Origin of the sequence: Kribbella voronezhensis (genome assembly GCF_004365175.1) — a bacterium.
GTDB lineage: Bacteria > Actinomycetota > Actinomycetes > Propionibacteriales > Kribbellaceae > Kribbella > Kribbella voronezhensis.
The window spans coordinates 1,823,359-1,844,963 of sequence record NZ_SOCE01000001.1 but is presented as its reverse complement, the minus strand read 5'-3'; the positions used below and the strand labels follow the sequence as shown (position 1 = coordinate 1,844,963).

The window sequence follows — 21,605 nt, the reverse complement described above, 5'->3', positions numbered from 1 at the left end:
GTGGAGGTGGGGGTCAGAGGGGGGCGAGGTGCCAGGGGCCGGTGCCGGGGGTGTGTTGCCAGGCTTGGATCAGGGTGGCGTTGGTGCTGATGGCAACGAATACCAGTTTGCCGGCGGAGTCGAGGTAGACGGCGGGGTCGGCGGCAAGGCTTGGCGGCTGGCTGGTTGTGGCGTCGCGGATGATCGTCGAGTGCCAGGGGTCCGAGCCCGGGGTCTGCTGCCAGCCGTGCAGGAGGCGGCCGTCCGTCGTACGGATGAAGTAGGTGAGTTTGGCACCGTTGTCGAGGGAGATAACCGGCTCACCGGCGAGCTGGACGGTCTCGACGCCGTCGGTGTCGGTGGTCGGCTGGATGGTGGTCGACTGCCAGGTGTCCGCGCCCGCCGTGGTCTGCCAGCCGTGGAAGAGCTTCCCGTCGACCGTGCGGGCGAAGTAGACGAGCTTTCCGGAGACATCCACGGCGACAGACGGGTCACCGGCCAGCGGCGAGGTTGCGATGGTGGCGGTCTTCCAAGGACCTGTACCCGGTGCCGCCTGGCGGCCGTAGAGCAGGTTGCCGTCGGCCTTGCGGGTCAGGAAGGCGATGCGGCCGAGGCTGTCCTGGGCAACGACCGGCCGCGAGGTGATGCTGAGCTGCTGGTTGGAGACCGAATCGGGGATGATGGTGGCGTGCCACAGCGAGCTGCCGGGTGTGTCCTGCCAGCCGTGGAAGAGCCGACCGTCGGTGGTCCGGGCGAAGTACGTGAGCTTGCCCCGGGCATCGATCGAGGCGGCGGGATCGCCGGTCAGGTGGACGGTCTCGACGCCGTCGAGGTCGGTCGTCGGCTCGATCGTTCCCGAGACCCACTGCGCGGCGCCGGGGCTGGTCTCGTAGCCGGCCCGGAGCTTGCCGTCAGGGGTGATGGCGAAGTAGTACGCGCGGCCGACCGCGTCGAGGGTGGTGGTGATCCGGCTGTCGACGGCGACGCTGCCCGGCGGTTCGATCACCGTCGACTGCCAGGTCTGCGTCGCCGGTGCGGTCTGTGCGGTGAGCTGGACGGATCCGTCCGCGGTGGCAGCGAACGAGATCAGCCGCCCGACCACATCCTGGCCGACCCACGAGCCGGGACTCGCCGTCGCACCGGCGACCTTGTTGTAGCGGTACGGCGTGAAGGTCTTCAGGTACGAGTTGGTCCAGGTCCGCTCTTCGGCGATGTGCCCGTAGTCGTACTCCTCGCGCACCGTCGGCCGGGTCCGCGCGACGTCGGCCCAGCGGACGAACAGAGCGACGTGGTTGACGCCGCCCGAAGTACGGTGCAAGGCGTCGCCCGGCTGCAGGTCGTCGTACGCGATCGCGTGCATGACGCTCGGCAGTGAAGCCGTGGTGAGCGAGCTGCCGAGGTGCCAGGCCATCGAGAGGAAGCCGGAGCAGTCCCGGCGATAACTGCCGAACTCGTTCACGTGCGGGCTGGCGTTGTCCTGGCTGTACGGCACCTGGTCGCGGATCCAGGAGGCGGATCGCAGCAGCATCTCCTGTCGCGAGATCGCCCCGTTCGCGACGCTCGCCGGCTGCATCGTCGTCTGGCTCGTCTCCGTGGCCGCTGTTGCCGGCAAGGCCATGCCGCCGAGCAGGGTGAGAACGGCGGAAGTCAGTACTACGAGCTTGCGGAGCCTCACCGGGCTGTCTCCTGTCGTCCGTGACCTGGGCACCCTGATCCTGGCCCGCGCCGGGCATCCGCCCAACCTGTTCGATCAGAGTGCAAACTGGGTCGAGGGAGGTGCCGGTGAAGCTGGTCTGGGACTTGGTCGTGGTGGGCGCGGGACCGGCCGGTGCGGCAACGGCTCTCGGCGCGCTGACCGAGGATCCTTCACTGTCGGTGCTCCTGCTCGACCGCGACGACTTCCCGCGCGACAAGGCCTGCGGCGACGGCATCGCGCCCCACGTGCTCGACCTGCTCGAGTCGGTCGGCGTCACCGGCCTGCTGGACGACCGTACGCCGGTACGCCGTCTCGCCTTGCGCCGTGGAGATCTCGAGGTCGCCCGGGACATGGCCCGGCCTGCCTGGGTCGTACCGCGCAAGGTCTTCGACCAGCGCCTCGTGGAAACGGCGCAAGCGGCCGGGGCCCACCTGGTACGCCACCGCGTCAGGACGATCGACGTACGCCGTGACGCCGTCCAGGTTGACCACCTCCAAGGCTCGGTCGTGGTCGGCGCGGACGGCGCGAATTCCGTCGTACGCCGGACCGTCGGCGACCCGAAGAGCCAGACCGGACCCGTGGCGCTGGCGATTCGGGGCTATGCGCCCACTCCGCCCAAGCGGGCGGCTCGGCAGGAGATCGTGTTCGGCCTCGGCCGCCAGCCGTCGTACGCGTGGTCCTTCGACCGCGGCGACGGCTACTCCAATGTCGGCTACGGCGAACAACTGCTGCCGAGTCGCCCGCGTCCGACGCGACGTGACCTGCTCGACCGGCTGGAGGAACTGCTTCCTGGAGCGAGCGAAGGCGGAACCGACTGGAGAGGGCATCACCTTCCGCTGTCCTCCTGGTCGTGGCGTCCTCGCAGTGGGCGCGTGCTGCTCGCGGGAGACGCGGCCGGGCTGATCAACCCGATGACTGGTGAAGGCATCTACTACGCCGTCGCCACCGGCCTACTCGCCGGCCGGGCTGCTGCGGGTGCCCTGCGATCGGGCGACGCGGGTACGGCGTACCGGCGTACGGCTGGACGTTTGCTCGCACGGCACTTGCGGCACACCGCGTTGACCGCGCTGCTGTGCAGGTCGGGACATGTGCTGGACCGTGGGATCCGCGCGTCGGCGGCGAGTCAGGCGGTCTTCGACGATCTCGTGGAGATCGGTCTGGCCAACGGGCACATCACACCGCGGCTGGTACGCGCGCTGCTCTAGCCAGCGCCCTCCGTTGAGCCGCAGTCAACCGGGCTGGCTTCGCGATGATCCCGTAGGTGTCGTCGGCGCGATGCTCGATGACGACCGGGTCGGTGAAGTAGGCGTAGGTTTCGGCGGTTGCGAGGGCTTCGTCGACGCGGGGGCGGGGCCAGGAGAGCGCAGTGCTCAGTTGGGACGCGGTGAGTGGTGCACCGGCGTGTACCAGAGCAGCGAGGACGGTCATGACGTCTTCCGCGGCGAGGGCGGTGGGGCCGCCGCTCATGTCGTTGCTGAGCTGGGCGAAGAAGTGCCCCATCTTGTCCAGCCGGGAGCCGGCCGGGGTGTCCGGGCCGAAGAGCTTGACACCGTACTGCGCGGCTTCGGCCCAGCTCGCGTTCGTCCGGGCGCTCGTCATCCAGGCTCGGAGCCAGACGTCGTCCTCGATCACGTAGTACTCGTGCCGCAGGCCCGGTTCGCGGCGTCGCTCGACCATCTCGACCCGTTCCAGGTAGGCGATCGCCTTCGAGACCGAGGCAGGGCTGACCCGGAGTTGGCGGACCAGGTCGGCGGCGGTCAGGCTGCGCGAATCGGTGGTGTACAGCCTGGCCAGGACGCGCGCGACCATCCGGGGGAGACCGGCTTCGACCATCAAGCCGGCGAACTGCTCGGCGTACTCGCGGACCGCGTCGGGGTCACGCCCGTAGGCGTCGGGCTCGATCGGTTGCTCGCGCGGTGGCGGTTTCGGCCTGCGGGCGCGGCTCTCGGTGGCGTAGTGCGCGTGGTCGGCGCGATAGCCGGCCGGCCCTCCGTTGCGGGCGACCTCGCGGCTGATGGTCGACGTCGGCCGGTCCAGTTGGCGGGCGATCTCGGCATAGCCGAGGCTGTCCGCGAGGCCGGCCGCGATCGCCTGGCGATCGGTGTGCCGCAGCCTGCCCCCTGGCATCCGTCCTCCCGATGCATTCGTCGTCTGGTCATTGCAACGGCACTGGAGCCGCCTTTGCGTTCACCGTCATTTCCGTTGCAACAATAGCCGAATCCAGCACCGAAAGTCGTCCTCAAGCACTTGACGATCGTTGCCGGAAGATGAAACGCAACGTAGTTTCCCGGTCAGAACCGAGGGAGCTGAGGATGACGAACGAGGTTGTGCTGGCCGTCGACGGACTGCGGATGCGGTACGGCGCGACGGACGTGCTGCGGGACGTGACGTTCCAGGCGAGACAGGGGGAGACGCTGGTGCTGCTCGGCCCGAACGGGGCGGGCAAGACCACGACGATCGAGATTCTCGAGGGTTTCCGGAGCCGATCCGCCGGCGACGTGTCGGTGCTGGGTTGCGACCCGGCGGCCGGTGACGAGCGATGGCGGTCGCGGCTCGGCGTCGTACTGCAGTCGTGGCGTGACCACGGCAACTGGCGGGTGCAGGAACTCCTCGCGCATCTGGGCACGTACTACGCGCCGTACGCGACCGCCGAGGTGCCGCGACCGTGGGACGCGGCCGAGTTGATCGAGACCGTCGGCCTGAGCGGGCAGGCCCGGCAGAAGATCAAGACGTTGTCCGGTGGTCAGCGGCGCCGGCTCGATGTGGCGATCGGGATCGTCGGACGTCCCGAGGTGCTGTTCCTGGACGAGCCGACGGTGGGCTTCGATCCCGCCGCGCGGTACGAGTTTCATCAACTCCTGCAAGGACTTGGCAGGCGGACGACGGTGCTGCTCACCACCCACGATCTGGACGAGGCGGGGAAGTTGGCCGATCGGATCCTGGTCCTGGCCGGTGGGCGGATCATCGCAGCCGGTACGCCGACCGAGCTGACCCGGCAGATCGCGGGCACCGACGAGTCGCATCCGGCTTCGCTCGAGGACGCCTATCTCCAGCTCATCCGTGCGGCGGCGCTGTGAGCGCGCGGAGGGTGGCGGTTCGCAGCGGACTGGCGCAAGGGTGGATCGAGTTGCGGCAGTCGTTCACGAATCCGGCCGAGTTGGTCAGTCATTTCCTCTGGCCGGTGCTGCTGCTGATCGCGCTGTTCTTCTTGCGGGACAGGACTTTCGGCGGGTTTCAGCTCGGCGTTCTGGTGCTGCCGAGCATGGTCGGGATGAATGCCGCGATGGGCATGGTCAGCATGAGTCAGCTGCTCACGGCCGACCGCGAGGACGGGACCCTGCTGCGGGCCAAGGCCACGCCGAACGGGATGCTCGGGTACCTCGTCGGCAAGGTCGTCTCGGTAGCGGCCGGCTTGGTGGTGGATCTGGCGATCCTGCTGATTCCCGGACTGCTCCTGGTCGACGGGCTGACGGTCGGCGGTTCGTGGATCGCCTTGTTCTGGGTGCTTCTGCTCGGTCTGGTGGCGACGCTGCCACTCGGTGCGGTGCTGGGGTCGGTCTTCACCACGACCCGGGCACAAGGATTGATCCAGCTGCCGGTGCTCGGACTGATCGCGATCTCGGGCATCTTCTATCCGATCACCGCATTGCCGGGCTGGGTGCAGGCGATCGCGCAGGTGTTTCCCATCTATTGGCTGGGCCTGGGGATGCGGTCGGCGTTCCTGGCGGATTCCTTTGCGAGCGTGGAGATCGGCGACTCGTGGCGTCACCTGGCAACGGTCGGTGTCCTGGGCGCCTGGGCAGTCTTCGGGTTGCTGGTGGCACCCGTCGTACTGCGGCGGATGGCGCGGCGCGAGTCCGGGTCGGCCGTGGCGGGCCGGCGGGAGCGGGCGCTGCGGCGAGTCGGGTGACTTCTGGGCGATTCCTTTTGGCGGGCTGCTCGGTCTGTCAGTCGACAGCTCCACGACGAAGGGATCGTTCGATGAAGTTCAGTGTGTTTCTGCCGACCGGGTTCGCTGGGGATCTGGCCGGGTTCACCGAGCCGGCGGCCGCGGCCGATCTACTGCTCGAGCTGGCGGTGACGGCGGAGGAGAGCGGGTACCACGGGGTCTGGATGCCGGACCACTTCCAGACGATCCCGCCGTCGGCGTCGTACGTGTTCGAGTCGTGGTCGTTGCTCGCGGCACTGACCGGTCGGACGAGCCGGATCAGGATCGGCCAGCTGGTCAGCGGGAACGGGTACCGCAATCCCGCTCTGCAGGCCAAGATCGCCTCGACGGTCGACGTCCTGTCCAAGGGCCGGTTGACGTTCGGGATCGGGGCGGGCTGGTACGAGCGGGACTACGAGGCGTTCGGCTATCCGTTCCTGCCCGCGCCGGAGCGACTGCAGCAGCTCCGGGAGGCCGTCGAGGTGATCAAGTCGTTGTGGACGAAGGACCTGACGACGTACGACGGCAAGTACTACCGGCTGGTCGATGCGGTGAACCAGCCGCGCGGCATCCAGCAGCCGATCCCGGTGATGATCGCGGGCGGCGGCGAGAAGGTGACGCTGAAGATCGCCGCGCAGTACGCCGACCTGTGCAACGTGATGGTGTCTCCGGCGGATGCGGAACGGAAGTTCGCGATCCTGCGGGACCACGCGACCGCGGCCGGCCGGGACGTCGGCGAGATCACCCGGACGGTGACGACCAGTTGCCTGATCACCGACACCGACGAAGAGGCCGCCGCGCAACTGCATCCGGGGATGGGTGCCTTCTACCCGGGCGACTTCGCCTCCTACCTGCTCTACGGCTCGCTCGACACGGTGCGCCGGCGGATCGAGGCCTACCGGGCGGCCGGCGTCCAGGAGTTGATCGTCGGCTTCCACAACTCCACCGATCCGGAGGCCATCCGGCTGTTCGCCAAGGAGTTCGTCAGCTGATCGGGCCCAGGGCGGGCGGCAGGCCGAAGAGCGCGAAGGCGTTGGAGTCGATGAAGGAGGTGACGGCGGCGATCTTGCCGGCCCGCACGGTGAGCACTTCGATGGACCACGGCAGATGGTCGCTGTCCGCCGAGGCGCCGAGATAGGACGCGATCGCGGGTTGTCCGTTCGCCGTGATCGGCAGGTGTTGCCAGCTCGGGCACCTGGTCAGCGGGATCGCGACGGCGAAGTCGGTGACGGCGGCGATCCCGTCGTACCAGTGACGCAGTGGCGGCATCGACCAGGTGACGTCCTCGGTGAGCAGGGCGATGAGCGAGTCGGCATCGCCCTGCTCGAGGGCGGTCGAGTACTGCTTGACGATGTCGCGCACCCGCGCGTCGCCGAGCTCGCGCAGGTTCTGCTGCCGGCTGCCGTCCGGGACCTTGTCGGCGACGATCCGCCGGGCGCGTTGCAGCGCACTGTTCACCGAGGCGACCGAGGTGTCCATCATCTCGGCGATCTCGGCGGCGCTGAAGTCCAGTACTTCGAACAGCAGCAGGGCCGCCCGCTGGTTGCCCGGGAGGTGTTGCAAGGCCGCCACGAAGGCGAGCTGGACCGACTCGCGTTGCTCGTAACTGTCGCCCGGCTGATCGGCGTACGGTCCGAGCCAGCTGATCTCGGTCAGCGGCGGATTGTCCAGTACGGCGCGGTCGCTGGACGGCCCGAGATCCATCGGCAGCGCCCGCCGGCCGCGTTGCTCGGCCAGATCGAGGCAGGTGCGAGTGGCGACCGTGTACAGCCACGAACGGACCGAACTCCGCCCTTCGAACCTCGCCAGCCCGCGCCAGGCCCGCAACAACGCGTCCTGGAGCGCATCGTCGGCGTCGTACGAGGAACCGAGCATCCGATAGCAGTGCGCGTGCAACTCCCGCCGCAACGGCCCGACCAGCCGGTCGAACGCCGCGTCGTCCCCGGCCCGCGCCAACTCCAGATCAGCTGTCACTCCGGACCTCCGCTACTGGCGGACGTGGTCGACCCAATCGGGCGGCACCGTTCCGCCAGGCACGGGCTGGGTGACCGGGTGGCTGTCCGGAGCGGCCAGCTCGGGACCATCGACGAACTGCTCGGTCGTGTAGTTCCAGAACCAGTCCTCACCCGGCTCGAACGACCGAATGATCGGATGCCCCGCCTCGGCCGCGTGCTTGCTCGCGTGCTGCTCGGGGGAGCTGTCACAGCACCCGACGTGCCCACACTCGGCACACCGCCGCAGATGGAACCACCAGCCGCCCCCGTCCAGGCATTCCACGCACCCGTTCCCGGACGGACCAACCTCCGGCCGGATCCCGGCGATCTCGGTCATCCACACTCCTCTCACCACACCCCAGAGCCCGCCGTAGAGCGGCTCCCTTGCATTCCACCACCCTGACACAAGCACCCGGGTGCGGCACCCGCGCACCCACCTCGACGCCTAGTGCAGGCTGGGAGTGGCCTGGTAGGTGCGCCAGCTGCCGAAGGTCGTGATCTCCCGGCTCGGATCGGCCGCATCGGCGGTGCAGACGAAGCCGAGCACCTGCCGGCCGTCGATGAGTTCCACCGGACCGATCGCCAGCGGAGCCAGGACCGTCGCGAGGAATCCGGTCAGTTCGGCGCTGGGCAAGGCCCAGACCTCGACTTCGACGCCTGGTCCATCACCCGGCGTGAGAGTGCGGGTCACGCCGGGGCGAGGTACGGGGCCGTCCACCAAGAACATCCTGTAGTCGCGAGCCATGCGGCTCTCGAAGGCCAGCCTGGCGCCGCGGAGTACGAGGTCGTGGTTGAGCGGCTGACCGGACAGGTGAGCACCCGCCACCGCGAGGAGTACCTCGTCGGCAGCCGGGGCCTGCGACGACACCGGCTCACCACACCAGGCAGCGGCCAGGTCGATGACCAGCTCGTCGTGCCCGGCGGGCGCCAGCAGCTGTACGCCGAACGGCAGGCCGTCGTCGCGAGCGGGACCGGGGAAGGCGACGGCGCACAGGTCGAGCAGGTTGACCATGTTCGTGAACCTGCCCATCCGGCTGTTCACGCCGACCGGATCGGCCGCCACCTCCGCCAGGGTCGGATGCGACTCGGTCACCGGCAGCAGCAACGCGTCGATCCGGGTCCACAACGGCTCCGCCCGCCGGGTCAGCGAGGCCAGCCGGTCGAACCCTGCGAACGTCTCCGCCGCGGTCAGCTCGGCGCCGCGTCGTACGATCGATCGGACCGTCGGGTCCACCGCCGGGTCGTCGTCCAGCTTGTCGCCGAAGGCGAGCCAGCGTTCGGCCAGCCATGGCCCGGAGTACAGCAGGTCGGCGGTTTCGAGCAGCACGCTCACGTCGACCGGTACGACGACGCCGAGCTCGGCCGCCCGGTCGACCGCCTCCGCCCAGGCGCGCTCGTGCAATGGGTCCATTCCGAGTGGACGATCCGGTACGCCGATCAGCGGGGTTCCGGTCGACGCGGCCGGCCGGGGCAACTTGCGCGAGTACGGATCGGCCGGGTCGTAGACCGCCATCACCTCGAAGGCCCGGCGAGCGGTGGAGACCGTGCGGGCAAAGACCGACACGCAGTCGAGCGACCGGCAAGCCGGAATGACCCCGGACGTGGAGACCAGCCCCTTGCTCGGTTTGATCCCGACGATCCCGTTGAAGGCGGCCGGGACCCGCCCGCTGCCCGCGGTGTCCGTCCCCAGCGCGAAATCGACCTCGCCCGACGCGACCGCGACGGCACTGCCCGCACTCGAACCGCCGGAGATGTGCTGCTCGGAGAAGACCGAGTGGCAGGCCCCGTACGGCGAACGCGTGCCGACCAGCCCGGTCGCGTACTGGTCCAGGTTGGTCTTGCCAAGCGCTACCGCGCCCGCCTCGATCAGCCGCTCGACCACGAAGGCGTTGGCAACGGCAGGTGTCGTACTGCGCGGGTCGGCGGCCGTGGTCGGTACGCCGGCCAGGTCGATGTTGTCCTTGATCGCCATCGTCAACCCGTGCAGGGGACCGGGCTTCGGCCGGGCCGGCGGAACCCGAGTGATCCAGACCGTCATGCTCCCCACCTCGCCCGCTCGGCGTCGAAAGCGGCGCGCCTCTTGGCGCGAAGGGTGACGATGTCCATCGGTGCCTCCTGCTCGATGCGGCGGACGTCGGCGATCGAGAACGTCGCGGGTCTCACGTCCAGGTCTGCTCCGGCCTTGATCTGTTCCCGTTGGTCGGCGAGTTCCTGCGGACTGACGGGGGTGAAGCGGATCCGGTCGAACTGCCTGAGCAACCAGGGCTGCTCGTCGTTGTCCGAGATCCGCCAGACCGGCACGGTCCTGCCGACGAGTTGGTAGCCGCCGGGCCCTTCCATGCCGTAGATGCACAGGTAGATCCCGCCGATTCCGACCGCGTTCTGCGGCGTCCAGGTCCGGGCCGGGTTGTACTTCGTGGTGACGAGCCGGTGGCGTGGGTCGAGCGGTACGGCCACCGGTGCGCCGAGATACACATCGCCCAGGCCGACCACGAGATAGGTGGCCGCGGCAACGATGTCGAACACCTCGGCGCGATCGTCCAGGTCGTTCACGCGGCGGATGAACTCGACGTTGTCCGGGCACCAGGGCGCGTCCGGGCGGACCGAGGTCTGGTAGCGCCGCATCGCCTCGTGAGCGAGCGGATGGTCGAACGCGATCGGCAGGATCACCTCGCGGGCCGGCAGGATCACCGCCGCCGGATCCGCGAGTTCGCCGGCCAGCCTCGCCAGTTGCTTCGCCAGTTCGTCCAGACCGATGCGGGCGGAGTCGATGGCCACCAGCACCGACCGGACCCCCTCGACGATCTCGACGACGCCGTCGGGTCGGTCGGCGCGCAACGCCTCGGCCAGGAGGTGAACCCAGACCCGGACAGTCAGGTCGAGTTCGGTGGGTCCCGCTTCCACCAGCAGATGCCGGTCGCCGGACCGCCTGATCGTGTACGCCGGTACGGAACCCGCCCCACCTTCTTGGTGAAGAACTTCCGGTCGCTCCGAGCCGCACCCGACGGGGGTCACCCGTGGTGGATCCTGGCGAAGGTCGGCCAACCACGTACGGCGTACGCGCATGGCCTCTGCCGCGTCGTCAGGTGATACCGGCTGGAGCTGGACGGCGTCGCCTGGCCGGAGTTGGCCGAGCATCCAGCGATCGGCCTGGATCACCACCGCCGGTACGACGAACCCGCCGAGCGACGGGCCGTCCTTGCCGACGATCACCGGGGTGTCGCCCGAGAGCATGATGCCGCCGACCGGGTAGGCGGAGTCGTGCAGGTTCGAGGGGTGCAAGCCGGCCTCACCGCCGTCGTCGCGGGCCCAGCCTGGCGTGGGGCCGACCAGGCGGACGCCCGTGCGATCGGAGCGATGGTCGACCAGCCAGCTCGTGGTGAGGAACTCCTCGACGCCCTCGTCGGTGAGGTGGTCGGGCGCGCCGTGGGGCCCGGGGATGACGCGCAGGGTCCAGTTGCCGGTCAGCACGGGGAGCGTGATCGGTGCCGGCGTAAGGAGATTCTCCTTCCTGGCAAGGGGAATCTCGTCACCGTCCTGGAGTGCCCGACCTTCTTGGCCGCCGAAGCCGCCGAGGGTGAAGGTCGAGCGGCTGCCGAGCACGCGGGGAACGTCCAGGCCGCCCTCGATCGCGACGTACCCGCGCATGCCGGGACCGTCGAGCGGGCCGACGTCGAGCGTTGCGCCGGCCGGGAGCTTGGCGACCTTGCCTGCCCTCAGCCGTCGTCCGTCGATGGTGGCCTGCGTTGCCGCACCGCCTACGCAGACCAACCGGTCTTCGTCGGCCGTGAGGGTCGGCCCGGTCACGACGCATTCCAGGCCGGCTGCGTTGTCCGGGTTGCCTACGGCCGCGGTCAGGAGGGCGAAGGTGAGTTCGTCGACAGCGCCCGAAGGCGGAACGCCGACATCCCAGAGACCTTGGCGACCAGCGAGGTCCTGGATCGTGGTCTGCATTCCCGGCCGGACGACGGTGAGTCGAGCCATCAGCGCCACCAGCCGAGGAGCTGTACGGGAGTCGGATTCCAGCCGTTGCAGGGGTTGTTCAGCTGGGGGCAGTTGCTGATCAGGACGAGGAGGTCGCGAGACGCCGTGAGTTCGACGTACTTGCCCCGGGCCGAGAGGCCGTCGGCAAAGGTCAGGTTGCCGCCCGGATCGACGGGGACGTTCATGAAGAAGTTGAGGTTGTGGCCGAGGTGGCGTTGGCCGATGCCGGCTTGCGCGCCGTACCGGAGGAAGGTCTGGCGACAGGCGTGCTGGTGACGCGTCGCCTCGCCGTACCGGATGACGTTGCTCTCCTGCGAGCAGGCGCCGCCGATCGTGTCGTGCCGTCCGCAGGTGTCGCCGGTGATGACCGCGAGCTCGTCGAGGCGGGTCGAGAGGAGGCGGGATCCGGTGGTGAGGAAGACCGCTCGTTGTTCACGGATGGTGTCGAACGCGGAGTACCGGTTGTCGAGATCATGGGCGTCGTAGAGCAAGGTGTCGACGGCCTGGTTGCCGTGCAGGTCGACGATGCGGAGCCGGCCGCCTGCCGGTACGGCGATCAGGGCACCATCGCCTGCTGCGACGGTCGTGTCCAGGGTGGTCTCGAGGACGGTCGTCATACCAGCGTCCTCCTCGACATCTCGAGAGCGCGGGCCGCCTCGTCCCGTTGGGGTCGATGAACTTCTGTCGCCGCTGTCACCTCGACCCGGACGGAGGCGGGGTCGTGGTGGGAGAGCGGGTGTGGGGCAGTCGAGATGACGACGAGGACGTCTTGCTCGGTGCGGAGATCGACGGTGTCGCCTGCTGCCGCGTGGCCGGGGCTGTAGGCCAGCCTTGTGTCGTCGGCGATGGCGACCTTCGAGAAGAAGTTGATACTGGCGTGCAGGTCGGCCTCACCCAGGCCGTGCTTCGCCAGTTCGGTGAAGAGGAGTTGGTCCTGCCGGAAACCGGTGAGGCAGTCGTGCCAGTCGAGCGTGGATGCGGTGACGGACGCGAGCGCCAGGCCGCGATCCGACATCAGGACCATCGGCGGTCGGATGCACGCCGACATCTGCGCCTTCAACGTGTCGGGGACGTTGAGACGGTCGAGGTGGTCCGGGCCGAACAACAGCATGGTCGCGTTCGCGTCGGGGCCTAGGGCGGTCAATCTGATCAGGCGTCCCGCGCGGACGGGGAACGACCAGGCCGTGCCGCCGGGGAGCTCGTGCTGGTAGCTCATGCGTTCACCTCTGCCACCTGGCGGGGCCGGCCGATGGCCGCGTGGTACGGCGTGCGCTGGTACCGATAAGCCAGGACGCCGCCGACAGCGGTGACTGCCAGCGTGATCAGCGGGAGGTAGTGCAGGTACCAGCCGTCGCCGGCCGGGTCGTACACAGCTGCTCGCGGCCAGCCGAGGTTGATCGCCATCGCTACTCCGTAGACCACCGCGACGCCGTTGACCAGCAGACCGAATCGGCCCAGGGAGAAGAGTTTGCGGCCGTCCTCGTCGACACCGTCCGGCAGCGGATCGCCCTTGAGGCGCTGGACGAACAACGGCACGGTGACCAGCAGATAAGCGATGTAGAGCAGCGTGATGCAGACGCTCGCGAGGCCGAGGAAGAGGCCGGCGTTCCCGACGTTGACCACGAGGCAGAGGGCAGCCCCGACACCTGGTACGACGGTCGCCAGTACCGGCGTACCGGTTCGTGCCGAGACGCGGCGGAGTGGACCGGAGAACGGCAGGACGTTGTCGCGGGCCATCGAGAAGATCATCCGTGCTGCCGCCGTCTGGATCGCCAGCGTACAAACGCAAACTGCGAAGGCGACGTCGAGCAGGAGCAGCTTGCCAGTAGTGGTTCCGAGGCTGCTGGTGAGCACATACGGCAGACCGCCGAGCGCGAGTTTGCCGTCGGTGACCGAGGGCGCGGCCATCAGTGCGGCGACGATGAGGAACGCACCGCCGATGCCCGAGGCAACGACCGCGCGGATGATCGTGCGCGGCGTGGTGGCCCGAGGCTTGTGCGTCTCCTCGGCGAGTTCGCCCGCGCTGTCGAAGCCGACGAGGACGTACGCCGCCATCAAGGCGGAGATCAGCAGCGGTACGACGTACCCGGTGGTGTGGTCCAGGTTGGTCGTGTGCAGCACCACCGAAGGGCCGCGCTTGGAGTGAGTGACGAGCAGGACGACGAGCAGGACCACGCCGATGAGCTCGCAAGTGACGCCGACGGAGTTGACGATCGCGGTAACCCGGACGCTGACCGCGTTGAGCGTGGTCGTCACCACGAGCAGAAGGCAGCCCAGCAGTACTGCGTTGGCCGCACCGTCGCGGGACGCCAGCGAGGGATCGGTGCCGATCAGCTGGAAACCTGTCCAAACCGCCGGAAGGACCACCTGCAAGGCGATCGCGGCGGCGGCGACCGTGATGATCTGTGCGATCACCATCGTCCAGCCCGCGAACCATCCCACCACGGCGCCACCGAGTCGTCGGGACCACTGGTAGATCGCGCCCGACAGCGGGTAGCGGGCGGAGAGTTCCGCGAAACAGAGGGCCACCGTCAACTGGCCGGCGAGAACGGCCGGCCAGGTCCAGAAGAACGCCGTACCGCCGAACCCGAAGCCCAGCCCGAACAGCTGGAAGACCGTGGTCAGGATCGAGACGAACGAGAAGCCGGCCGCGAACGACGCGTAGCGCCCGACCCGCCGATGCAGTTGCTGCTCATAGCCGAAGCCGCCGAGCTCGGCCGCGCTGACACCGTCCGGCGTACCGGCAACCGCGGTGTGATCGAGGGTTGCTGACATTCGGGCCTCCCGCATCGTCGGCCCGGAACCCACACGGCAACCCGGGCCATCAAGGCCTCCCGGGCTTTTGTCCCGCCGTGGAACGGACCCGGCGACAGCACCCGGTCCGTCTCCCCTCTCGGACCAGCCCTCCCGTCACCGGAAGCGGAACCCTAGGGGCGCCCCACCACGTCGGCGGGTCCCCCTCAGTCCAACCCCCACGTGTTTCCCGCCACCCCCTCCGCTGTAACACCTCGATGAACACAACCTCACACCACCACCCGCACCCCACCCGGCACCTGTGAGGCCCGCTTCGCGCCTCCTCCGTCGGCCGCTCGACCCACCCACCCCAGGCCGCTGCTCCTCCGTCGCAGCTCAACGTGGCGCGCCACCGCAGTCAGGCAACCGCCGCTGTGGTTTGCGACGACCGGCGAGCGAGTTTCGCTCGCCCGGTAACGATCCGGCAGGAGGCGAGCCGCGCCTGACCGCGAGCCGCGACGGAGGAGCGGCGGACCAGGGGTGGGTGGGTCGAGCTCCGACGTAGGAGGGGCGAAGCGGGTCGTAGTACGGGCTGATGGGTTGCGCGACGGGTGGGGGTGGGTTTACGGTCCCGGTTAACGTTTAAGTGAGCGTTGGTGAGCGGTTTGAGCGGGATTAGATCACTAACGGTCAGCGAATGGGAGTGAGGTCAGCGATGTCTACGGAGAGTCACGTCAGCAGGCGGCGGTTTCTGCAGCTCACCGGCGGGGCGCTGGGCGCCGCTGCGCTCGGGCCCACCTTGGCGGGGTGTGGGGACGGCGGGGCGGCGGATGGTGGGGCGAAGGCGTCGGGTGAGCTGAAGCTGCCGACGTACAAGGCGTTCGAAGGAGTGCAGCCCGATCTGCCGGGAGCCGAGTCGGGGCTCGAGCCGGGGTTCCTGCGGTTCCCGGAGGACGCGATCGCCAGTGTGCAGACGGCGCCGCTGAAGAACGCGGTGACCGCGCTGACCGAGACGTTCGCGACGCCGCCGCCGCCGATGGGCAGCAACCAGATGTGGCAGGCGCTCAACCGGGCGCTCGGCGCGGACCTGAAGCTCACCATCGGCACCGATCCGGGCTACCCGGAGAAGTTCGCGACCCTGCTGGCCAGTGACTCGCTGCCGGACCTGATGTGGCTGCCGCCGAACCAGGGCATCCCGAACGTCGGTCCGATGCTGGAAGCGAAGTTCCAGGACCTCACCAAGTACCTGTCGGGCGACGCCGTGCTGGAGTACCCGAACCTCGCCGCGCTCAAGCCCGCCTCCTGGCGGACCGCGGTGGTGAACGGCAAGATCTGGGGCGCTCCGATCCCGTCCACGCCGTTCGGCCAGGTGATGATGGGCAACCCGAAGACCTGGGCCAAGGTCGGCGGCCTGCAGTGCACGACGGCCGACGAGTTCTTCGCCAAGTGCAAGGAACTCACCAACGGCACCAACTACGCCCTCGAGCCGGCGATCATCAACATGCTGCACATGTTCGGCGAGTGGTTCGGCGCCCCGAACAGCTGGCGGGTCAACCAGGACCGGGCCCTCACCCACCTGTACGAGACCGACAACTACAAGGCTGCCGTCGAGTACGCCGCGAAGCTGTGGGCCGCCAAGGTGTTCTACCCCGACCTCAACCTCGCCGACGCCACCCCGAAGACGGTCAACGGCCAGATCGCCGCCCAGGTCGTCGTCGGACCGCGCGCGACCGCGGACTTCCGCGCCCTCGACCCGAGCTTGTTCGTCGAGACGATGATCCCGTTCGGCCACGACGGCAAGGCCAAGCCGGTCTACGACATGGGCTACGGCACCGTCGGTTTCACCCCGTTCAAGAAGACCGACGAGGGCCGGATCCGCGAACTGCTTGCCCTGATCAACTACCTCTCGGCGCCGTTCGGGACCAAGGAGTACCTGCAGAAGAACTTCGGTACGGCGGGTGAGCAGTACAACCTCGACGCCAACAAGAACCCGGTGCTCACCCAGGCCGGCAACCAGCAGGCGCCCGGCCTGGTCAGCGCGCTGCAGATCATGACCTCGCCGGAGAGCGTGATCTTCAACCCGGCGTTCCCCGAGGACACCAAGAAGGTGCACGCCACCGAGCAGAAGCTGCTCGAGCACGCGATGCGCAACCCGACCGCGGGCACGTACTCGGACACCAGCAGCAAGGTCGGCCCCAAGCTGACCGCGGCGTTCCGCGACACGATCGTCGACATCGTCACCGGACGGCAGAAGATCGGCGCGTACGACGACGCCCTCAAGCGCTGGAAGAGTGGCGGCGGCGACAAGATGCGCGGCGAGTTCGAGGCCGTGCTGCCGTCGAGCGTCCCGGTCACCCAGTCCTGAGTCCGCCGATGGAGACCAGCACGCCGATGGATGCCAAGAGCACCAGCACGACGACGGACCCGAGCACGCTGACGGCCGGCGCGACAACCGGCCCGCCGCGCGCCACCGAGCGCACGCCAGGCGCCGGCCCACGCAGTACGAGACGGGTGAAGGCCCAGTTGCCGTTCGGCGTCCGGTGGCGGCGGGACTGGCAGATGGTGCTGATGATGGTGCCCGGCGTGCTGTTCCTCATCGTCTTCTTCTATCTCCCGGTGCTCGGCAACGTCGTCGCGTTCCAGGACTTCCAGCCGTATCTCGGGATCATGCACAGCGAGTGGAACGGCCTGCAGAACTTCGTCAACCTCTACGCCAACCCGGATTTCTGGGACGCGCTGAGAAATACGATGATCCTGGCCGGCGTCCAGTTGCTGCTGTTCTTCCCGGTGCCGCTGGCGATGGCGCTGATCGTGGATTCCCTGGTGAGCAACAGGATCCGGCGCGCGTTCCAGACGATCGCCTATCTCCCGCACTTTCTCTCCTGGGTGCTGGTGATCGCGTTGTTCCAGCAGTCGCTGGGTGGCGCGGGGTTCGTCAACAACCTGCTCCGGCAGGCCGGCCTCGATCCGATCCCGTTCATGACGAACCCCGACACGTTCCCGTTGCTGGTCGTCGGACAGCTGATCTGGAAGGACGCCGGCTGGGCGATGATCATCTTCCTCGCCGCGCTGTCCGCCGTCGACGTCTCCCTGTACGAGGCGGCCGCCGCCGACGGTGCCGGCCGGTGGCGCCGGCTCTGGCACATCACCCTGCCTTCGATGCGGACCGTCATCGTCCTGCTGCTGATCCTGCGGATCGGCGACATCCTCAGCGTCGGCTTCGAACAGTTCATCCTGCAACGCGACTCGGTCGGCCCGGGCGCGGCCGAGGTCCTCGACACTTTCACGTACTACGCGGGCGTGGTCGGCGGCGACTGGAGCAGCGGAGCGGCGGCCGGGTTGGCCAAGGGCGTCGTCGGGGCCCTGTTGCTGTGGGGCGCGAACTCGATCGCCCATCGCCTCGGTGAACCGGGCATCTTCCAGAAGCGGAGTGGATCATGACGAGCCAGGTTTTCCGGCCGGCGGCCCGGCCGATCTGGAAGGAGCGGCCGGCACCGGCGTACCAGTCGATCAAGGCGCTCGTGCTCGGTGGTTTCGCGATCGCGATCATCGTCCCGATCCTGGTGGTGGTGTCGACGTCGCTGGCCAGCGACCAGGACATCATCGAGGCGGGCGGCTATGTGCTCTGGCCGAAGCATCCGACGGTGAAGGCGTACGAGACGCTGTTCTCCGGTGGGCTGATGGGCCGGGCGATCATGGTCAGCGTCTTCGTCACGCTGGTCGGCACCGCGCTGGCCCTGGTCACCACGATCTCGCTGGCCTACGCGACCTCGCGGCCGGTGCTGTTCGGCCGGCCGGTGCTGCTGCTGGTGCTGTTCACGTTGTTGTTTGCCCCGGGCATCATTCCGATGTTCCTGATCGTCAAGCAACTGGGGCTGATCGACAGCTTGTGGTCGCTGATCCTGCCCGGGGCGCTCGGAGCCTTCAACTTCGTGGTGATGCGGACGTTCTTCATGAACGTGCCGCAGGAATTGCTGGAGAGCGCCCGGATCGACGGTGCCAGTGACTTCACCATCCTGCGCCGGATCGTGATGCCGCTGTCGAAGGCGGTCATCGCGGTGGTCGGGCTGTTCTACGCCGTCGGGTTCTGGAACGCGTTCTTCAACGCGCTGCTGTATCTCAACGACACGTCGAAGTGGCCGGTCCAGGTGATCCTGCGGACGTACGTGCTGCAGGGCAAGTCGCTGTCGGCCGATCAGCTCGGAGTGACCCCGCCGCCGCAGCCGCAGTCGCTGCAGATGGCGGTCGTAGTGGTGGCGCTGGTGCCGATCGCGATGGTCTATCCCTTCCTGCAGCGCCACTTCACCAAGGGAGTCATCACCGGCGCCGTCAAGGGCTGAGTTTCACCACCTCTGAGAGAATCGACGTCATGTCCACGGGGATGACCGACAAGCCGACCCTCCGGACGGTCGCCGCGGCCGCGGGAGTGTCGATCGCGACCGTCTCCTACGTGCTGTCCGGGCACCCGCGCAGCCAGGCGATCTCCGAGACGACCGCGCGCCGGGTCCGGGACACCGCGAACCGGCTCGGGTATCGCCGCAACGACGCGGCCCGGGCGATCCGGACCGGCAAGTCCGACCTCGTCCTGCTGTCGCTCAGCGTGCTCGCCGATCCGTGGGCCCAGGCGGTGGCGGCCGAGATCAGCGCCGCGGTGACGCCGTTGGGCAAGACCGCGCTGATCGTCGCCGACGGTGACTGGCGCACGGTGTTGTCGAACCGGACGCCGGACGTGATCTTCATCGACCACGTGCCCGCCGACCCGGACCTGGTCGCCGATCTGGAGGCGTTCGCGGCGCGCGGCGTACAGATCGTCGCCTTCAGTGAGGTCCTCGAGCCGCGCGGTTTCGACGTGATCCGGTCCGGCGCCGAACCGCGCTGCCATCTGGCCGTCGAGCACCTGCTGAAGCGGTACACCAGGATCGGCGCGCTCACCTCGAAGACCGAGGGATCACCCCGCTTCGACGCCTACCGGAACACGATGGCCGCGGCCGGCCTGCCGCTGGGACCGGTGGCGACGTTCGAGCCGCATCCGGAGGGTGCCTACCGCGCCGCGCGGGCGCTGCTGACCGAAGCCGACCGGCCGACCGCGCTCTACTGCACGACGGACTTCGCGGCGATCGCCGCGATCCGGGTGGCCCACCGCCTGCACCTCGACGTACCGGGCGACCTGGCCGTCATCGGCGTCGGCAACACCCCCGAGGGCGAGCGCTACGACCCCTCCCTGTCGACCGTCGGCCCGGTCGGTTTCAACGAGGCTCTCAGCCAGATCATGGTCGACCGCCTGACCACTCGCGAAGGTGCCCCCGGCAAGGTCTTCGACTTCCCCTGGCAGTTGATCGTCCGCGACTCCACCTCACCAGCCTCGGGCGCGCCAAGCCTGCAGTGACGGCGCTTCGGCCCCGACCGTCGTGGAGTCGCCATGCCCAGGATGGATGCCGACGGCAACGTCGTACGCCGTGAGCAGGTGCTCGACCGACGTCATGATCGTGTCGAAGTCCGACAACGGCCAGCCGGTCAATCCCGGACCACCAGGGAACAACGTGTCCCCGGTGAGCAGGTGACCAGGCATCGCCAGCGTCACCCCGTCCGGCGTGTGCCCGGGGGTGTGCACCACCCGCACTACGAGTCCACCGACGACCAACTCCTGGCCGTCGGCGAGTTCCCCGTCGATCCGGCCGTCCCAGAGTCGTCGTCCGGGATCCAGGTCGAGCAGACCGGTGGGCAGCAGCTCGCCGGTCGCCGTACCGGCATCCCAATGCCCTTGTTTTCGGGCCTGTTCGAGCTCGTGTGCCCACACCTCGGTCGCTGCCGGATGGGCGAGAACCGGCGCGTCCACAAGCTCCGCGAGCAACGGCAGCGCGAGAACGTGATCCCAGTGCGCATGCGTCAGCACGATGCCCTGGATCCGGAGATCCTGTACTTCGGCGGCGAGCCGCTCCGGATCATCGCCCGGGTCCACCAGCAACGCGTCCCGGCTGTCCGGCGCGCGGACCACCCAGGTGTTGGTTTCGAGCGCGCCGGCGACACACCGCCGCAGTACGACGCGGTCGGTCATCCTTGGGCCGCACGCCGGAGGAGATCTTCGAAGATCTCCGGCTGATCGCTGTCGACTACCGGGTAACCGGCCGCCCACGGACCTTCCCAATGCACGGTGATGCCCGGATTGTGCTCCGACGAACCGTCGGCCAGGAACAGGTGAGGACTGCCCTTCACCTCTTCACCTTGACTGATCGCGAAGTCGTCCATCACGGCACGCCGGTAGGTGCCGTTGTCCAGGTCCTCGGTCAGCCGGGCGCGGTCGAGGTCGAGACCGCTCGCGATTTCCAGGATCGCGCCGCGATGGCTGATCGACTTGCTCTCCAGCCAGAACCCGACCCGCAGCGCCCGGTCGAGCAGTTCACTCGCGCGCAGACTCTGCGCCTTGGCAGCAAGAACAGCCTCGGCAGCCAGCAGAACCGTGTGGGGATAGAGGTCGTCTGCCTGGGCCCAGACCCGGAAGCCGGCCTCGGGAGCGATCTGACCGAGCCCGACCGCCTCGGTGTCGGTACCGCGTCGCGGGTGCGGCCCGTCGAACAACTCGAGCGGGAACACGTGGTGGTCGAAGCCGACCACCTCTTCCAGGCCCAGCTTCGCCCGCGTCTCCCAGAGCCGGTGGATCGCGACATGCGCGAACGGGCAGAGCAGATCCGACCAGACCTGGATCGTCCGGGCCGCGACGGCCGGCCGCTGGATGCTGTTCATCCGTGCTCCTGGTGCTCGGTACCGGCCGGATTCGTCCGGAATCGCCGCGGAGAAAGCAGTACGGCGGTACGCCGCTCGTTCGCCATCACCCGGTCGTACTCGTCGAGGTCGTCGTGTTGTCCGCCCGCGGCGAGGTAGATGTCGCGCAGCAGCTTCCGCAGGCCGTCCGCGTCGAGCCCTTCCAGTGGGTCGTCCGGTCCGGCGAGAGCGATCTCACCTTCGACCGAGACCCACTCCCACCCGGCCCGGAAGACCAAGGTGGCTTGCGGATGCCTCCGCAGGTACCGCGTCTTCGCTGTGTTGCCCCGGGCAACAAACGCCACCACCTCGGCACCGGTGACGGGGTGCCGGACGATCCCGCTGTTCACCACGCTGACGGCAGGCTCGCCCGACTCCCGCAACGTCACCAGGACCGCGAGCCAACTGTCCGCGGCTCCGTACTTCCGAACCAGCCCGAGCCCATCGCTCGTCTCCAACGCCATCGCGCCCCTCCACATCGTCAATCGGACCACGGTCCGGTTGACGATGTTACGGACCGCGGTCCGCTATG

Annotated in this window: 20 protein-coding genes and 1 riboswitch; of the genes, 8 read left to right on the top strand and 12 right to left on the bottom strand. The window is 68.5% G+C overall.

Annotated elements, in window-relative coordinates; all coding sequences use genetic code 11:
• Positions 1–13: 13 nt before the first annotated feature.
• A complete protein-coding gene (locus EV138_RS08235) occupies positions 14–1,654 on the bottom strand; it encodes a DUF8189 domain-containing protein (protein WP_133977805.1) in 1,641 nt (546 codons plus the stop codon).
• 107 nt (positions 1,655–1,761) lie between these two features.
• Here EV138_RS08235 and EV138_RS08230 point away from each other — a divergent pair, with 107 nt between their 5' ends.
• Positions 1,762–2,880: an NAD(P)/FAD-dependent oxidoreductase gene (locus EV138_RS08230; protein ID WP_166678529.1), complete on the top strand. Its 1,119-nt coding sequence runs from the start codon at positions 1,762–1,764 to the stop codon at positions 2,878–2,880.
• Here the strand turns inward: EV138_RS08230 and EV138_RS08225 are convergent.
• Positions 2,849–3,802 carry a GbsR/MarR family transcriptional regulator gene (locus tag EV138_RS08225; RefSeq protein ID WP_133977804.1) on the bottom strand — a complete coding sequence of 318 codons (954 nt, stop codon included), beginning with the start codon at positions 3,800–3,802 and terminating at the stop codon, positions 2,849–2,851. The two genes, EV138_RS08230 and EV138_RS08225, sit on opposite strands and share 32 nt — an antisense overlap.
• A gap of 185 nt (positions 3,803–3,987) precedes the next feature.
• Here EV138_RS08225 and EV138_RS08220 point away from each other — a divergent pair, with 185 nt between their 5' ends.
• From EV138_RS08220 to EV138_RS08210, 3 genes are all read left to right on the top strand, one after another.
• A complete protein-coding gene (locus tag EV138_RS08220) occupies positions 3,988–4,752 on the top strand; it encodes an ABC transporter ATP-binding protein (RefSeq protein ID WP_133977803.1) in 765 nt (254 codons plus the stop codon).
• A gap of 11 nt (positions 4,753–4,763) precedes the next feature.
• Positions 4,764–5,585 (top strand): ABC transporter permease, encoded by an 822-nt coding sequence (locus tag EV138_RS08215; RefSeq protein WP_202866673.1) that lies wholly within the window; start codon positions 4,764–4,766, stop codon positions 5,583–5,585.
• 71 nt (positions 5,586–5,656) lie between these two features.
• On the top strand, positions 5,657–6,595 hold the full coding sequence (locus tag EV138_RS08210; protein ID WP_133977801.1) for a TIGR03560 family F420-dependent LLM class oxidoreductase: 939 nt from the start codon (positions 5,657–5,659) through the stop codon (positions 6,593–6,595).
• Here the strand turns inward: EV138_RS08210 and EV138_RS08205 are convergent.
• The 7 genes from EV138_RS08205 to EV138_RS08175 form a co-directional block, all read right to left on the bottom strand.
• A complete protein-coding gene (locus EV138_RS08205; RefSeq protein ID WP_133977800.1) occupies positions 6,588–7,577 on the bottom strand; it encodes a sigma-70 family RNA polymerase sigma factor in 990 nt (329 codons plus the stop codon). The genes EV138_RS08210 and EV138_RS08205 overlap by 8 nt on opposite strands.
• 12 nt (positions 7,578–7,589) lie before the next feature.
• Positions 7,590–7,934 carry a UBP-type zinc finger domain-containing protein gene (locus EV138_RS08200; RefSeq protein ID WP_133977799.1) on the bottom strand — a complete coding sequence of 115 codons (345 nt, stop codon included), beginning with the start codon at positions 7,932–7,934 and terminating at the stop codon, positions 7,590–7,592.
• Between the two features lie 108 nt (positions 7,935–8,042).
• Positions 8,043–9,635 (bottom strand): allophanate hydrolase, encoded by a 1,593-nt coding sequence (gene atzF / locus EV138_RS08195; RefSeq protein WP_133977798.1) that lies wholly within the window; start codon positions 9,633–9,635, stop codon positions 8,043–8,045.
• On the bottom strand, positions 9,632–11,581 hold the full coding sequence (locus EV138_RS08190) for a 5-oxoprolinase/urea amidolyase family protein (protein WP_202866672.1): 1,950 nt from the start codon (positions 11,579–11,581) through the stop codon (positions 9,632–9,634). The genes atzF and EV138_RS08190 overlap by 4 nt, the downstream gene beginning before the upstream one ends.
• Complete coding sequence (locus tag EV138_RS08185; protein WP_133977797.1) at positions 11,581–12,198, bottom strand: urea amidolyase associated protein UAAP2; 618 nt, start codon at positions 12,196–12,198, stop codon at positions 11,581–11,583. The genes EV138_RS08190 and EV138_RS08185 overlap by 1 nt, the downstream gene beginning before the upstream one ends.
• Complete coding sequence (locus tag EV138_RS08180) at positions 12,195–12,797, bottom strand: DUF1989 domain-containing protein (protein ID WP_133977796.1); 603 nt, start codon at positions 12,795–12,797, stop codon at positions 12,195–12,197. Before EV138_RS08180 ends, EV138_RS08185 begins: the two co-directional genes overlap by 4 nt.
• Positions 12,794–14,356, bottom strand: coding sequence for an amino acid permease (locus EV138_RS08175; protein WP_133977795.1), 1,563 nt, complete (start codon positions 14,354–14,356; stop codon positions 12,794–12,796). Before EV138_RS08175 ends, EV138_RS08180 begins: the two co-directional genes overlap by 4 nt.
• A 54-nt stretch (positions 14,357–14,410) precedes the next feature.
• A riboswitch (guanidine-I (ykkC/yxkD leader) is annotated at positions 14,411–14,523 on the bottom strand.
• A 506-nt stretch (positions 14,524–15,029) separates the two neighbouring features.
• Between EV138_RS08175 and EV138_RS08170 the strand changes: the two genes are divergently transcribed.
• The 4 genes from EV138_RS08170 to EV138_RS08155 are packed head-to-tail and all read left to right on the top strand — an operon-like array spanning position 15,030 to position 19,700.
• Entirely contained in the window at positions 15,030–16,679 is a 1,650-nt protein-coding gene (locus EV138_RS08170; protein WP_202866671.1) for a type 2 periplasmic-binding domain-containing protein, read from the top strand.
• Between the two features lie 8 nt (positions 16,680–16,687).
• The gene (locus tag EV138_RS08165) at positions 16,688–17,755 is read left to right on the top strand and encodes an ABC transporter permease (RefSeq protein WP_238158008.1); all 1,068 of its coding nucleotides are present in this window, start codon (positions 16,688–16,690) and stop codon (positions 17,753–17,755) included.
• Complete coding sequence (locus tag EV138_RS08160) at positions 17,752–18,654, top strand: carbohydrate ABC transporter permease (protein ID WP_133977793.1); 903 nt, start codon at positions 17,752–17,754, stop codon at positions 18,652–18,654. The genes EV138_RS08165 and EV138_RS08160 overlap by 4 nt, the downstream gene beginning before the upstream one ends.
• A 29-nt stretch (positions 18,655–18,683) precedes the next feature.
• A complete protein-coding gene (locus tag EV138_RS08155; RefSeq protein ID WP_133977792.1) occupies positions 18,684–19,700 on the top strand; it encodes a LacI family DNA-binding transcriptional regulator in 1,017 nt (338 codons plus the stop codon).
• Here EV138_RS08155 and EV138_RS08150 read toward each other — a convergent pair.
• The 3 genes from EV138_RS08150 to EV138_RS08140 are packed head-to-tail and all read right to left on the bottom strand — an operon-like array spanning position 19,668 to position 21,537.
• Complete coding sequence (locus tag EV138_RS08150) at positions 19,668–20,369, bottom strand: MBL fold metallo-hydrolase (RefSeq protein WP_133977791.1); 702 nt, start codon at positions 20,367–20,369, stop codon at positions 19,668–19,670. The two genes, EV138_RS08155 and EV138_RS08150, sit on opposite strands and share 33 nt — an antisense overlap.
• Positions 20,366–21,055 carry a DsbA family oxidoreductase gene (locus EV138_RS08145; protein ID WP_133977790.1) on the bottom strand — a complete coding sequence of 230 codons (690 nt, stop codon included), beginning with the start codon at positions 21,053–21,055 and terminating at the stop codon, positions 20,366–20,368. The genes EV138_RS08150 and EV138_RS08145 overlap by 4 nt, the downstream gene beginning before the upstream one ends.
• Complete coding sequence (locus EV138_RS08140; RefSeq protein ID WP_133977789.1) at positions 21,052–21,537, bottom strand: pyridoxamine 5'-phosphate oxidase family protein; 486 nt, start codon at positions 21,535–21,537, stop codon at positions 21,052–21,054. Before EV138_RS08140 ends, EV138_RS08145 begins: the two co-directional genes overlap by 4 nt.
• Positions 21,538–21,605 lie beyond the last annotated feature (68 nt).

Bases quoted from the DNA above. Each gene is read 5' to 3' on its own strand.
- EV138_RS08190 (WP_202866672.1), bottom strand. From the start codon at position 11,581: ATGGCTCGACTCACCGTCGTCCGGCCGGGAATGCAGACCACGATCCAG.
- EV138_RS08145 (WP_133977790.1), bottom strand. From the start codon at position 21,055: ATGAACAGCATCCAGCGGCCGGCCGTCGCGGCCCGGACGATCCAGGTC.
- EV138_RS08225 (WP_133977804.1), bottom strand. From the start codon at position 3,802: ATGCCAGGGGGCAGGCTGCGGCACACCGATCGCCAGGCGATCGCGGCC.
- EV138_RS08155 (WP_133977792.1), top strand. From the start codon at position 18,684: ATGTCCACGGGGATGACCGACAAGCCGACCCTCCGGACGGTCGCCGCG.
- atzF (WP_133977798.1), bottom strand. From the start codon at position 9,635: ATGACGGTCTGGATCACTCGGGTTCCGCCGGCCCGGCCGAAGCCCGGT.
- EV138_RS08150 (WP_133977791.1), bottom strand. From the start codon at position 20,369: ATGACCGACCGCGTCGTACTGCGGCGGTGTGTCGCCGGCGCGCTCGAA.
- EV138_RS08160 (WP_133977793.1), top strand. From the start codon at position 17,752: ATGACGAGCCAGGTTTTCCGGCCGGCGGCCCGGCCGATCTGGAAGGAG.
- EV138_RS08200 (WP_133977799.1), bottom strand. From the start codon at position 7,934: ATGACCGAGATCGCCGGGATCCGGCCGGAGGTTGGTCCGTCCGGGAAC.
- EV138_RS08140 (WP_133977789.1), bottom strand. From the start codon at position 21,537: ATGGCGTTGGAGACGAGCGATGGGCTCGGGCTGGTTCGGAAGTACGGA.
- EV138_RS08210 (WP_133977801.1), top strand. From the start codon at position 5,657: ATGAAGTTCAGTGTGTTTCTGCCGACCGGGTTCGCTGGGGATCTGGCC.
- EV138_RS08185 (WP_133977797.1), bottom strand. From the start codon at position 12,198: ATGACGACCGTCCTCGAGACCACCCTGGACACGACCGTCGCAGCAGGC.
- EV138_RS08165 (WP_238158008.1), top strand. From the start codon at position 16,688: ATGGAGACCAGCACGCCGATGGATGCCAAGAGCACCAGCACGACGACG.
- EV138_RS08175 (WP_133977795.1), bottom strand. From the start codon at position 14,356: ATGTCAGCAACCCTCGATCACACCGCGGTTGCCGGTACGCCGGACGGT.
- EV138_RS08170 (WP_202866671.1), top strand. From the start codon at position 15,030: ATGTCTACGGAGAGTCACGTCAGCAGGCGGCGGTTTCTGCAGCTCACC.
- EV138_RS08180 (WP_133977796.1), bottom strand. From the start codon at position 12,797: ATGAGCTACCAGCACGAGCTCCCCGGCGGCACGGCCTGGTCGTTCCCC.
- EV138_RS08220 (WP_133977803.1), top strand. From the start codon at position 3,988: ATGACGAACGAGGTTGTGCTGGCCGTCGACGGACTGCGGATGCGGTAC.